Consider the following 12921-nt stretch of genomic DNA (forward strand, 5'->3'; position numbering starts at 1 on the left):
GCCGGTGTGTCTGGCCGATGCGGAGCCGAGCATCGGCTAGGCTCTACAGCGCCCCATCAGCCGCGGGCCAGGGCCAGCAACCGCTCGGCAATTCGCTCCAGCGGCACCTGCTCTTCGGCGGCGCCGAGCTTGAACGCTGCACCCGGCATGCCCCAGACCACGCTGGTGGCCTCGTCCTGCACCAGTGTCGGCGCGCCGGCCTGGCGCATTTCCAGCAGGCCGCGTGCGCCGTCGTCGCCCATGCCGGTGAGGATGGCGCCGATGGCATTGCCGCCGGCGTTCTGCGCAACCGAGCGGAACAGCACATCGACCGCTGGCTTGTGCCGGTTCACTGCCGGGCCATCATCGACACGGCAGCGCCAGCGCGCACCGTCACGGATGATCCGCAGGTGCTTGCCGCCTGGTGGCAGGTAGGCATGGCCGGGCAGTACCGCTTCGCCGTCGCTGGCCTCGCGCACGGCCATGGCCGAGTGGCGGTCCAGGCGCTCGGCGAAGGCACTGCTGAAGCTGGCGGGCAGGTGCTGGGTCATCACCACGGCGGGCGCGTCGGCCGGCATGCCTTCCAGCACCACGCGCAACGCTTCGGTGCCGCCGGCCGACGAGCCGATCGCGATCAGGCGGTCGGTGGTGCGGAACTGCGGAGCGGCGGGGCGCATCGCAGGCGCGGCGTCCAGCAGGAGTTTCGGTGCGGCGGCACGTACCAGCGGGCGGACGCGTGAGCGCGCCGCCATCTTGACCTTGGCGATGATCTCGTCGGCGTAGGCCTGCAGGCCGCGCGCCACGTCCAGCTTCGGCTTGGACACGAAGTCCACCGCGCCCAGCGCCAGCGCCTGCAGGGTGGTGTCGGCGCCGCGTTCGGTCAGCGAGGAGATCATCACCACCGGCAGCGGGTGCAGGCGCATCAGGTTTTCCAGGAACGCCAGCCCGTCCATGCGCGGCATTTCCACGTCCAGGGTGATCACGTCCGGGGCCAGACGCTTGATCTTCTCGCGCGCCAGCAGCGGGTCGGCGGCGGTGCCGACCACGTCGATGGACGGATCGCTGGACAGGATTTCGGTGAGCATCTGGCGCACGACGGCGGAGTCGTCGACGATCAGGACCCGGCAGGGGGCGTTGCCGGTCAGGGTCATTCGAACAGCTCCACGCCGCCGGTGACCGGGGCCTTGGACAGGCGCGCACGCACTGCCGATTCGGTCGCGGCCACTTCGGCCTCATGGGCATGCGGCAGGCGCTGCACCACCACGCGGCCGGTATCGGCGAAGAACCAGATCTTGCGCGGATGGATGCCGCACAGGTCCTCGGCAATGATCGGGATGTGCTCGGCCTGCAGGTACTGGCGCACGAATTCGGCGTTGCGGGTGCCGACCGGATTGCTGGTGAAGCCCTTCAGCACGTTGGCACCACCGAACACCTTGGCCTCGATGCGCTTGCGATGTGCGCCGCGCTTGAGCATGTCGTTGATCAGCAGTTCCATCGCATAGCTGCCATAGCGCGCAGGCGCGCCGTCACCGGCGTTGCCCTCGGGCAGCAGGAAATGGTTCATGCCGCCGATCTTCAGCACCGGGTCGCGCAGGCAGGCCGCCACGCAGGAGCCCAGCGTGGTGGTCAGGGCCGTAGTGTCATCGACCACCAGGTATTGGGTCGGCAACAGCTTGGCGGCGATGGTCTTGAAGCGTGCGTCCTGATAGCGCATCACATCGTCGGTACGCAGCGAGGCGTTCATGCGCCGGCCTTTGCCGCACGGCGGTACAGGGTGCGGCCGCAGGGCTGGATCAGGTCGGCGGCGTGCAGATAGTTCTCCGAGTGGCCGGTGTAGAGCAGGCCGTCGTCGGCCAGGTGCTGCACCAGGCGACCGAGGATGGCGCGCTGGGTCGGCTTGTCGAAGTAGATCATCACGTTGCGGCAGAACAGCGCGTCGAACGGGCCGCCGACGTCGTAGCGCGGGGCGAGCAGGTTCAGCGGGCGGAACTCGATCAACTCGCGCAACGCCGGCAACACGCGGCACTGGCCCTCGTTGGGGCCGCTGCCGCGCTGGAAGTAGCGGCGGCGCAGGTCCGGATCGAGGCTGGTGACGCGATCGATGTTGTAGACGCCGCGGCCGGCGGTGGCCAGCACCTGGGTATCGACGTCGGTGGCGATGATGCGCACCGGAGGCTTCAGCGTGCCGAAGGCCTCGCAGGCAGTGATCGCCATCGAGTACGGCTCTTCGCCGGTGGATGCCGCGCACGACCACAGCAGCAGCGGCGTGCGGCTGGAGCGCTGCTGCAGCTCCTCGCGCAGCTTGTCGAAGTGGTGCGGTTCGCGGAAGAAGGAGGTCAGGTTGGTGGTCAGGGCGTTGGTGAACGCCTGCCACTCGTCACCGTCCTCCTGTTCCAGATGGTCCAGGTACTGCTGGAAGCTGCGCATGCCCAGCGTGCGCAGGCGGCGCGACAAGCGGCCATAGACCATGTCGCGCTTTGCCGGGGCGAGGGCGATGCCCACGCGCTGGTAGATCAGGTCGCAGACGCGGCGGAAATCACGGTCGGCGAACTCGAATTCGCGCGGGCCGGTAACGATGGGAGTAGGACTTTGCACGGGGGACGTGTCCATCGGCAGAGGCGGCGGCCGCAGCCGCCGCGGGTGGGTCTCAGAATTCCTGCCAGTCGCTGTCGCTGGCGACGAAGGTGCTGGCGTTGCTGCTGCGGCGGACCGGAGCGGGCGTGCTGGCCGGCTGCGGACGTGCCACGGTGGTGACACGGGCCGGCTCGACACGCGCGGCCACGGCCTTCACTGCGGCGGACACCTGGTTGTCGAGGCGGAAGATCGCCACGGCGTCGGCCAGCTGGCCGGCCTGGTCTTCCATCGCGCGTGCGGCGGCGGTGGCTTCTTCCACCAGCGCGGCATTCTGCTGGGTGGTTTCGTCCATCTGCACCACGGTCTGGTTGACCTGCTCGATGCCCGCCGACTGTTCCTGCGAGGCAGCGGAAATCTCGGCCATGATGTCGGTCACGCGCTGCACCGAGGCGACGATCTCGCCCATGGTGCTGCCGGCCCGGTGGACCAGGCTGGAACCTTCGGCGACCTTACCGACCGAGTCGTCGATCAGGCCCTTGATCTCCTTGGCGGCCGCGGCCGAGCGCTGGGCGAGGGTGCGTACTTCGCTGGCGACCACGGCGAAGCCACGGCCCTGTTCACCGGCACGGGCGGCTTCCACGGCGGCGTTCAGCGCCAGGATGTTGGTCTGGAACGCGATGCCGTCGATGACGGAGATGATCTCGGCGATCTTCTTCGACGAGGCTTCAATGGCGGACATGGTGGTGACCACCTGGCCGACCACGCTGCCGCCCTGCGAGGCAACGCCGTGCGCGCCGATGGCGAGCTGGTTGGCCTGGCGGGCATGCTCGGCGTTCTGGCGCACGGTGGAGGTCAGTTCCTCCATCGAAGCAGCGGTTTCTTCCAGGTTGGCGGCCTGCTGCTCGGTGCGGCGCGACAGGTCGCTGTTGCCGGAGGCGATCTCGCCGGCGGCCAGGGTGATGCTGGAGGCACTGGCCTGGATCTGGCCGACGATCTGGGTCAGCTGTGCAACGGTGGTGTTGGCATCGTCACGCATGCGTGCGAACACGCCCTGGTAGTCGCCGTGCATGCGTGCAGTCAGGTCACCCTCGGCGATGGCCGACAGCAGCTGCGAGAGCTTGCCGAGGTTGTCATCGCTGACCGCCATCATCGCGTTGAGGTTTTCCAGCATCAGGCGGAAATCGTGATCGAAACGCTGGGCGTCGCCACGGCGGCTGAAGTCACCCGCAGCGGCGGCGCTGGCCAGCTGCTTGATCTCGGCGTTGATGCGGCCGAGGTTGGCCTTGACCGTGTCGACGGTGGTGGTCATCGCGGCCTTTTCGCCGGGATAGCGCGCGATGTCGCGGCTGAGATCACCGATTGCGTACTGCTGCACCACGTCCAGCACATCGTGCAGGGTCTGTACGTGGCCGCCGACCAGCGCGTTGGTTTCCTGCACCATCAGCCCGTACTCGCCGGGGAAGGCGCTGGCGTCGATGCGGTAGCTGAGTTCGCCACCGTCGTGGCGGCGGGCCATCTCACGCTGGCCGGTGATGACCGCATGCAGCTGCTGCTGCATGCCGGCCATGGCGTCCAGCAGGCGGCCGGTTTCGTCATGCGGCTGCGGGCCGATGTGGCTGTCCAGCTTGCCGCCGGCGATGCCTTCGGCGACAGCAGTGGCCTGTTTCAGCGGCACGGCGATGCGGTTGCCGATGACCCAGCTCAGGGCCAGCACGATCAGTACCAGCACGCCACCGGAGATCGCCATGATGGCGGTGAACACCAGCGCCTGCTTCTGCACGTCGTCCATGTAGACGCCGCTGCTGACCACCCAGTTCCAGGGCGCGAACAGGCCGGCATAGGCGACCTTCTCGACGTCGCCCTTGCTGCCTGGCTTGGCCCAGCGGTAGTTGACGAAGCCGCCGCCGGCGCGGGCCGCTTCGACCTGGTCGTAGTAGATCCGCACGCCGTCGTCGGTGCGGAAGTCCTTCATGTCCTTGCCGACCAGGTCCTTGCGGAACGGGTGCATCAGCAGCTGGTAGCCGGTGTCGTAGACGTTGAAGTAGTAGGTATCGTTCTCGGCACGCATCACTTCCAGCGCCTGCAGCGCGGCGCTCTTGGCAGCCTCTTCGCTGAGTTCGCCGGTACCGGCCAGGCGGTGGTAGTGCTGCAGGATGCCGTAGCTCAGTTCAACCTGGGTCTTCAGCGCGGTCTTGCGGGTCTCGGTCAGGTCCAGGTACTGCATGCGGGCGGCGATCACCGAGAGCGCGATCACGCCGAGCGCGATGAGCAGCGTCAGCAGGTTGAGCTTGCGCCGGACGGAAAGATTGCTGAAGTAGTGTTGCCAGCGATGCAGGAGATTCATCGAGCAGGACCAGGTCGAAGCGGGCGGGCGGCGCCGTGCCGGTCACAGCGGGACAAGCGGTGACAACCCCGTTATCGGCCGCGCGGGCGGGGGATTGAGGTGCGGTGTCCGAACGTATTCAGGTTTCCTTGCAGCGGCGGCTGCGGCGCTGCCTGCGGCAGGCTTTTGGAGCAACAGCAACGGCAACGGCAACGGCAACGGCAGGTCATGGCGATGGGTTGCTACGGGTTGGCCGGATCGGGGTGGGCAGGCAGGACACGCCGTGAACCCCCCTCCGGGGTCCGGCCCAGCCGCTGGCGGCTGTGCGTTCGGGCGCTTGCGAAGCAGTGCTTCGCAAGCAAAGCGCCCTCACCCATGGGGGCTCGATGGCGCCATCCATGGCGCCAACGGTCCTGCCTGCCCACCCCGACCCGGCCCGCCAGGGCTTCACTTCGGCGGACGGCAAGAGCGTTGGGTTTCCAAGTGGAAAGAGGGGTCAGATCCGTTTTCCTGCGGAAAACGGATCTGACCCCGGACGCGGTGCGGCTGTTGCTGTTGCTCTTGCTCTTCTTTCTTCGATCCGGGGTGGACGCGCACGGAAAGTGTCCGTGGCCGGGAGGGTGGGTTGCGCAGGGGCGTGAGCCGCATGGATGCGGCGACCGAGCTTACATGGACGTACTTGCAGCGTCCCCTGCGCAACCCACCCTCCCGGCCCAAGCGAAGGAAATCCGCCGCCTTCCGCGACCACCCCGAGGGGCATCGCCGTTGGCTGGATATCCAGATACCCCGTAAACGAAAACGCCCCGGCGCAGGGCCAGGGCGTTCTCGTACGTCAGGTCAGGCAGGCATCAGAACTCCTGCCAGTCTCCGTCGGCCAGTTCGGTGGCCATCGGACGACCACCGGCGGTGCGGCGGGCCGGCGGGGCGACCGGGGCCGGTGCGGCAGGTGCAGCAGCACGCGGGGCCGGGGCAGCGGCGATGCGCGGGGCAACCACGGTCTCGGCTTCGTCCACTACGAAGATCGACACGGCCTCGCTGAGGTGACCGGCCTGTTCTTCCATTGCACGTGCGGCGGCAGTGGCTTCTTCCACCAGCGCGGCGTTCTGCTGGGTGGTTTCGTCCATCTGCACCACGGTCTGGTTGACCTGCTCGATGCCGGCCGACTGTTCCTGCGAGGCCGCGGAGATCTCGGCCATGATGTCGGTCACGCGCTGCACCGAGGCGACGATCTCGCCCATGGTGGCGCCGGCCTTGTGCACCAGCGCCGAGCCGTCGTTGACCTTGCCGACCGAGTCGTCGATCAGGCCCTTGATCTCCTTTGCGGCCGCGGCCGAGCGCTGGGCGAGGGTGCGTACTTCGCTGGCGACCACGGCGAAGCCACGGCCCTGTTCACCGGCACGGGCGGCTTCCACTGCGGCGTTCAGCGCCAGGATGTTGGTCTGGAAGGCGATGCCATCAATGACCGAGATGATCTCGGCGATCTTCTTCGACGAAGCTTCGATGGCCGACATGGTGGTGACCACCTGGCCGACCACATCGCCGCCCTGCGAGGCGACACCATGCGCGCCGATGGCGAGCTGGTTGGCCTGACGGGCGTGCTCGGCGTTCTGGCGCACGGTGGAGGTGAGTTCCTCCATCGAGGCGGCGGTTTCTTCGAGGTTGGCAGCCTGCTGCTCGGTGCGGCGCGACAGGTCGCTGTTGCCGGAGGCGATCTCGCCGGCGGCCGAGCTGATCGCGCGGCTGGACTGCTTGATGCGGGTGACGATCTCGCTCAGCTGTGCGGCGGTGGCGTTGGCATCGTCGCGCATGCGGGCGAACACGCCCTGGTAGTCGCCGTGCATGCGCACGGTCAGGTCACCCTGCGACAGCGCGGCGAGCAGGCCGGAGATCTGTTCGATGCTGCCAGCGTTGGCGTCCAGCAGGCCGTTGATCTGCTGGGCCAGCTGCAGGAAGAAGCCTTCCTTGTCGCTGGCGTCGATGCGGCCGGACAGGTCGCCGGCGGCAGCCTGGGCGATCACGCGGGCCACTTCGGCTTCGACCTGCGCTTCCTGGGTACGGTCACGCCACTCCACCACGTAGCCGACGGTGTCGCCGCCTTCATTGCGGATGGTCGAGACCACCTGGGCGAACTGCGCATCGCCGTACTGCATCGGGCGACGGGCGACGCCGTGTGCCTTCAGGTTGCCCAGCAGGGTCTGGTCCATCTCGCCGCGGTGTTCAAGCACGGTGACCGGCTTGCCGATCAGCGACGCCTGCGCATCGAAGTCCGGCAGGTCGCGGCGCACGTCGTCCTGGTACTGGCTCAGGGTCTGCTGCAGGGCGCGGTTGCTGTAGACGATGGTGTTGCTGGTGTCGGTCAGGTACACGCCGGTCGAGCTGTAATCCAGCGCGGTACGGATGCGCAGGTTCTCGCGGGCGATGGCCTGGTCGGTTTCGGTGCGCTCGCGCAGGTCGCGCTGCATGCGCTGCATCGCCTGCATCAGTTCGCCCACTTCGTCCTGGCGGCTGACGTCGATGTGGCCATCGAGCTTGCCGCCGGCCACTTCGTTGGCCACCGAGACGGCGCCGCGCACGCTGCCGACCAGGGCGCGGGCAAACAGCCAGACCAGCACCAGGCCGAGTGCGGCGCCGCCCAGCAGGGCGATCACGGTCAGCACGGCCGAGGCGGAGTAGGTGGATTCGGCCTCTTCGCGCGAGGCGCGGGCGAGGCGGTTGTCTTCGGCGATCAGCGCTTCCAGTGCCGAGGCGGCCTTGCGGTGCTTGGTGCGGGTTTCGCCGACGAAGGTATCGATGGCGTCGTCCGGCAGGTCCAGTTCCAGCATCTCGGTGACGCTGTCATAGGAGGCCAGGGCGTCCTTCCATTCCTTGGCGAAGGTGTCGAACAGCTTCTTCTGCTGCGGGTTGTCGACCAGTGCCGGATAGCCCTTGATCGACTTGTCCATGCTCTCGCGCAGCTCGACGGCCTGCTTGCGGGCATCGGACTTGACGTCGTCGCTGGCGCGGATCAACTGCTGGTAGGCGGCATTGCGGTATTCGCCCAGCATGCCGCGCATCTCGCCGGCCATGCGGATGCTCTCCATGCGCGAACCGGCCAGCTCGGTGGTGACGTTGTTCAGCGAATGCAGGCCACGATAGGCGACGATGCCCTGCAGCAGCATCACCAGCAGGATGACGCCGAAGGTCAGCATCAGCTTCGGCATCAGTTTCAGGTTGTTGATCCACGGCATGGGCGTTGCAGGCTCCTAAGGCAGACGCGCCCGGGCATCGGGCCCGGTTGCAGCAGGAACCACGCCGGCACCAGGTCCGGCGTGGCTCGACGAACAGCGGATTACTTGATGTTGGCCAGCTTCAGTGCCGACGGCGAGCTGACTTCGATTTCCGCACGCGAAGCGTCGCGCTGGATCTTGCCGATCACGCAGACGGTCTTGCCTTCCAGGGTTTCCAGCGGGAAGGAGAACTTGCTGCGGTTCTCACCGGCGATGCGGGCCGAGAAGGTGTGGCGCGGGAAGGCGCCGCCCATGTACAGGAAGGTCGGCTGGCCTTCGGAACCTTCTGCGTAGCGGGCCTTTTCGACCTTGCCACAGACCATGCCGTCCTTGCCGACCGAACGCGGTGCCATTTCCGGCGGGATCATGTCGGCCGACTGGGCAAAAGCGGAGGCGGCGGTGGTGGCCAGGACAGCGGCCGAAACGAACGCAAGCAGGGACTTCATCGAGGGGTATCTCCGGGGATGGTAACGGTCGGGCCGGTCCTGCGCGCTCCCGCGCGACCGGCTTCTGTCCCCCTATCGGCATCGCCGGAGGGAACTGAAGGGTTTTGTGACTGGAACGTGAAGCAGTTCCGTTTGCTCAGGCGGCGACGTCTTCGGCGAGGCTGGCCTGGCCCATGTCGGCGCTGTCGAGCAGGGTCTCGATGTCCAGCAGGATCAGCATGCGATCGTCGTGGGTACCGATGCCGGAGATGAAGCGGGTATCGACGGCGGCGCCGAATTCCGGGGTGGGGCGGATCTGCTCGGCCGACAGCGGGATCACGTCGGAGACGCTGTCGACGACGATGCCGACCACGCGGTCTTCCACGTTCAGCACGATCATCACGGTGAAGGCGTCGTAGCGGGCGTTGTCCAGGCGCAGCTTCAGGCGCAGGTCGATGACCGGGACGATGGTGCCGCGCAGGTTGATCACGCCCTTGATGTAGTCCGGGGCATCGGGCACGCGGGTAACGGCGTCGTAGCCACGGATTTCCTGCACCTTGAGGATGTCCACGCCGTAGTGTTCGTCACCAAGGGTGAAGCTGAGGAATTCGCCACCGGCGCTGGCGGCGGAGCTGGTCTTGTCGTTCATCGAGGGGTCCTGGTTCTGCCGGAAGTCCCGGTGTCAGGCTCGATATCGGCCCCGTTGGAGGGGACTTTAGGTGCCGGGGAAGGCATCCACGCATGGCGTGGATCTACCGGGGAGGATGCGTGGATGGGGTCAGATCCCTTTTCAGGGAAAAGGGATCTGACCCCGGCATGCGTTCCGGGGTTGCCGGCCAGCGGCCGGCACTACCGGTTGGACCACCTCAGAGCTCGCCGTTGCGGCGGGCCTTGCGTTGGCGGTCGATGCGGAAGATGTAGCGCTGGATGGCGCTGTCGGCGCCGCGCGGCAGGCTTTCAAAGCGCATGCCCACGCGCTTGACCTCGATGCCATTGGGCTGGCGCTGCGGCAGCAGGTTGCAGACCACCAGTTCGATATCCAGGTCGGGGCCGTCCGGCAGCGACAACTGCGCCGGATAGCGCTTCTGCAGGCCAAACACCGCACAGTCATTGGGGACCACCACGGCCAGGCCGCCGCCGCTGATGTCCACCACCCGCATCGACAGTGCTTCAGCACGCGCTTCGCCGGGCGGCAGCAGCAGCTGCGGCGAATCAGTGACCGGCGTCTCCAGCCGGTACAGTTCGCGGCGCTGCAGGTGCACCAGTTCGTCCGGCAGCGGGGCGCGGAAGGCGACGTGGCCGTCGTTGTCCACGCGCTGCAGTTCGTGCAGGCGGAAGCGCACCAGCACGCGTTCGAGCTGGGCAAAGCACAGCAGGTGATCGGCCTGTTCGGCGGCACGGTTGGAGGCCTCCTGCGGGCTGCCATCGAGCAGCAGGAAGTCCTCGTCTTCGTCGAGGTCGAGCAGGGCGGTCGGGAACGAGCGGTCGCGGCCGTCGATATGGGCGTTGATCAGCGAACGCTGGTCGATCAGCGAGCGCAGCAGCTGGCGCAGCTGGCGCGGGTTGCGGACCAGGAATCGTTCGTCGGCGGCATCAGCCGCGTGGACATCATGCACTGCAGTGTCGTTGCCGTCGGACATGGAATCTACGGTCAGGGGCGGGCGCCAGCACGCGTTGGCGCGAGGCTCGATGGGGATATCGGCCTCTGCCCCGGATTATGAAGTGAGAATTACATCACTTTCCATGCGTGTGGGGTCGGATCCCTCTTCCGAAGAAGAGGGAGCCGACCCCGGCTACATCAGAACTCCTGCCAGTCGCCGTCCGCGGCCAGTGCCGGCTGCGCCGCCGAGCTGCGCAGCGGGCGCGTGGGGGCCGGCTTTGCCGCAGGTGCGGCGGCCGCGACCTGGCGCGGTACCGGTGCTGCCAGCGGGCGTGCGGGAATGGCTGTCGTGCCCTGCGATGCGAGCCGGAAGCGGGCCACGGCTTCACCCAGCTGTACCGCCTGGTCTTCCATCGCACGTGCCGCAGCCGTGGCTTCTTCCACCAGGGCGGCGTTCTGCTGGGTGGTCTCGTCCATCTGCACCACGGTCTGGTTGACCTGCTCGATGCCCGCCGACTGCTCCTGCGAGGCCGCGGAGATCTCGGCCATGATGTCGGTCACGCGCTGCACCGAGGCGACGATCTCGCCCATGGTGCTGCCGGCCTGGTGGACCAGGCTGGAGCCTTCGGCGACCTTGCCGACCGAGTCGTCGATCAGGCCCTTGATCTCCTTGGCGGCGGCGGCCGAACGCTGGGCGAGGGTACGCACTTCACTGGCGACCACGGCGAAGCCACGGCCCTGTTCACCGGCACGGGCGGCTTCCACGGCGGCATTCAGCGCCAGGATGTTGGTCTGGAACGCAATGCCGTCGATGACGCTGATGATCTCGGCGATCTTCTTCGACGAGGCTTCGATGGCCGACATGGTGGTGACCACCTGGCCGACCACATCGCCGCCCTGCGAGGCGACGCCATGCGCGCCGATGGCGAGCTGGTTGGCCTGGCGGGCATGCTCGGCGTTCTGGCGCACGGTGGAGGTCAGTTCCTCCATCGAGGCAGCGGTTTCCTCCAGGTTGGCAGCCTGCTGCTCGGTACGGCGCGACAGGTCGCTGTTGCCGGAGGCGATCTCGCCGGCAGCCAGCGTGATGCTGGAGGCGCTGGCCTGGATCTGGCCGACGATCTGGGTCAGCTGCGCGACGGTGGTGTTGGCGTCGTCACGCATGCGTGCGAACACGCCGTTGAACTGGCCTTCCATGCGCGCGGTCAGGTCGCCAGCGGCGATCGACTGCAGCAGCTGCGAGAGCTGGCCGAGATTGCCGTCGGCCACCTGCATCATGGTGTTGAGGTGCTCGATCATCAGCTTGAAGTCGTGCTGGAAACGCTGTGCGTCGCCGCGCTGGCTGAAGTCACCGGCCGCGGCCGCTGCGGCCAGCTGCTGGATCTGCGAGTTGATCGCCAGCAGGCTGGCCTTGGCTGCATCCATCGATTCGTGCAGGATCGCACGGCTGCCGGGCAGGCGGCGGGCGTCCGGGGTGAGGTTGCCGATGGCGTACTGGTTGAGCACGTCGATGGCATCGCGGATGGCGTCCAGGTGCTCGAAGATCACCGTATTGATGCCGCCGGCCAGCTGGCCATAGACGCCCGGGAAATCCTCCGGAATGCGATGGCTGATGTCCGGGCCCGCGTGCATCTGTGCCATCAGCTGGGTCTGCTCACTGAAGCGGCGCAGCATTGCGGTCATTTCGGCGGTGGCGGCCAGCATCCTGCCGGCTTCGTCCTTGCTGGTGGCCTGGGTGCTGACGCTCAGGTCGCCACGGGCGACCGCCTGGATGGCGTGCACGGCCTTGCCCAACGGACCCGTCACGGCGCGTGAGATGACCGTGGCCAGCGCGGCGGCCACCAGCGACAGCAGCACGATGCAGCCGATGATGGCGATCATGCTGGTGCGGTGGGTGGCGTTGGCGGCGGCGATCTTGCCGTCCATCAGGCCGGCGATGTGGGTGCCGAGGGTCTTCATCGCGGCGAACAGATCCCGACGCGCCGGGCGCGATTGTTCGTCGGAGATCTGCTGCGCCAGGGCACCATCACCGGCGGCCACGGCTTCGCGCATGGCCTTGTTGGCGGCGAAGTAGCGTTCCAGCTGCACGTTCGCGGCGCGATAGAGTTCACGCTCCTTGTCCAGCGCCGGCAGCGCCGAATAGGCGGCCAGCTCGTCATGCACGGCCTTGGCGGTGTCGTCCATGCGCTTGTTGTAGTCGGCCACCTTTTCCGGTTGGTCGAGCATGCTCAGCAGGGCCAGTTCGTAGGTACGGAACTCGCCCAGCTGCGAACGCGCTTCGCCCAGGTGCTGGACCGAGGGAATATCGTTGCCGGCCATTTCGCGGAGCTGGCTGTTGGCTTCGCTCAGGCGCAGCAGGGCGAAAGCGCCGAGGACCAGGGTCATCAGCGTGGTAAGTGTGAACCCCACGGCCAGCTTGCGGGCGATGGGCAGATCTTGGAACCACTTCATGCGGGGTGCTCCAGGTGGGCAGGGTGCCGGCGGCGGTGCGCCGGCTGGGGTGGTTGCATCGCGAACGGTGGTGCCCGGTGGGGTTCGGTGACGGCCGTCATTGCGGAATAACGGCGCGTTCCGGGCGGACTTTATGGACGCAGATCACATTCGGTTGCGTAGGGATGACGGCGCGAAAGTGCCGCAGTGGCGGGGCTTTCGCTTGCGTGGCGTGGTTGCGCACGAAACCATCGCGATGACGGAGTTCACAAAATGCGGGGCGCTGTGGATTGGGGTCAGATCCCTTTCCGCAGGAAAGGGATCTGA

9 protein-coding genes are annotated in these 12921 nt (G+C 67.2%); all 9 read right to left on the minus strand.

Going from position 1 to position 12921, the window contains the following annotated elements:
- Positions 1-56 precede the first annotated feature (56 nt).
- The 9 genes from ACZK1G_RS10395 to ACZK1G_RS10435 all read right to left on the minus strand — a co-directional run bounded on the left by ACZK1G_RS10395 (position 57) and on the right by ACZK1G_RS10435 (position 12615).
- Positions 57-1130, minus strand: coding sequence for a protein-glutamate methylesterase/protein-glutamine glutaminase (locus ACZK1G_RS10395; RefSeq protein WP_101765397.1), 1074 nt, complete (start codon positions 1128-1130; stop codon positions 57-59).
- A complete protein-coding gene (gene cheD / locus ACZK1G_RS10400) occupies positions 1127-1723 on the minus strand; it encodes a chemoreceptor glutamine deamidase CheD (protein ID WP_008264676.1) in 597 nt (198 codons plus the stop codon). The genes ACZK1G_RS10395 and cheD overlap by 4 nt, the downstream gene beginning before the upstream one ends.
- Complete coding sequence (locus tag ACZK1G_RS10405; RefSeq protein WP_014037084.1) at positions 1720-2589, minus strand: CheR family methyltransferase; 870 nt, start codon at positions 2587-2589, stop codon at positions 1720-1722. Before ACZK1G_RS10405 ends, cheD begins: the two co-directional genes overlap by 4 nt.
- Before the next feature lie 37 nt (positions 2590-2626).
- Positions 2627-4897: a methyl-accepting chemotaxis protein gene (locus tag ACZK1G_RS10410; protein WP_101765398.1), complete on the minus strand. Its 2271-nt coding sequence runs from the start codon at positions 4895-4897 to the stop codon at positions 2627-2629.
- An 827-nt stretch (positions 4898-5724) separates the two neighbouring features.
- Positions 5725-8103, minus strand: a complete 2379-nt coding sequence (locus ACZK1G_RS10415; protein WP_101765399.1) for a methyl-accepting chemotaxis protein — start codon at positions 8101-8103, stop codon at positions 5725-5727.
- Between the two features lie 101 nt (positions 8104-8204).
- Positions 8205-8588 (minus strand): hypothetical protein, encoded by a 384-nt coding sequence (locus ACZK1G_RS10420; protein WP_101765400.1) that lies wholly within the window; start codon positions 8586-8588, stop codon positions 8205-8207.
- A gap of 136 nt (positions 8589-8724) precedes the next feature.
- Positions 8725-9216, minus strand: coding sequence for a chemotaxis protein CheW (locus ACZK1G_RS10425; RefSeq protein ID WP_014037088.1), 492 nt, complete (start codon positions 9214-9216; stop codon positions 8725-8727).
- Positions 9217-9433: 217 nt separating this feature from the next.
- Complete coding sequence (locus ACZK1G_RS10430) at positions 9434-10207, minus strand: flagellar brake protein (protein WP_014037089.1); 774 nt, start codon at positions 10205-10207, stop codon at positions 9434-9436.
- Between the two features lie 158 nt (positions 10208-10365).
- Positions 10366-12615 (minus strand): methyl-accepting chemotaxis protein, encoded by a 2250-nt coding sequence (locus ACZK1G_RS10435; protein WP_101765402.1) that lies wholly within the window; start codon positions 12613-12615, stop codon positions 10366-10368.
- Between the last annotated feature and the right edge of the window lie 306 nt (positions 12616-12921).

The organism is Stenotrophomonas sp. 109824_Sma (assembly GCF_056480025.1).

Excerpts from the sequence above, each read along its gene's own strand:
- ACZK1G_RS10425 (WP_014037088.1), bottom strand. The coding sequence starts at position 9,216 with ATGAACGACAAGACCAGCTCCGCCGCCAGCGCCGGTGGCGAATTCCTC.
- ACZK1G_RS10395 (WP_101765397.1), bottom strand. The coding sequence starts at position 1,130 with ATGACCCTGACCGGCAACGCCCCCTGCCGGGTCCTGATCGTCGACGAC.
- ACZK1G_RS10435 (WP_101765402.1), bottom strand. The coding sequence starts at position 12,615 with ATGAAGTGGTTCCAAGATCTGCCCATCGCCCGCAAGCTGGCCGTGGGG.
- ACZK1G_RS10405 (WP_014037084.1), bottom strand. The coding sequence starts at position 2,589 with ATGGACACGTCCCCCGTGCAAAGTCCTACTCCCATCGTTACCGGCCCG.
- ACZK1G_RS10420 (WP_101765400.1), bottom strand. The coding sequence starts at position 8,588 with ATGAAGTCCCTGCTTGCGTTCGTTTCGGCCGCTGTCCTGGCCACCACC.
- ACZK1G_RS10430 (WP_014037089.1), bottom strand. The coding sequence starts at position 10,207 with ATGTCCGACGGCAACGACACTGCAGTGCATGATGTCCACGCGGCTGAT.
- ACZK1G_RS10410 (WP_101765398.1), bottom strand. The coding sequence starts at position 4,897 with ATGAATCTCCTGCATCGCTGGCAACACTACTTCAGCAATCTTTCCGTC.
- cheD (WP_008264676.1), bottom strand. The coding sequence starts at position 1,723 with ATGAACGCCTCGCTGCGTACCGACGATGTGATGCGCTATCAGGACGCA.
- ACZK1G_RS10415 (WP_101765399.1), bottom strand. The coding sequence starts at position 8,103 with ATGCCGTGGATCAACAACCTGAAACTGATGCCGAAGCTGATGCTGACC.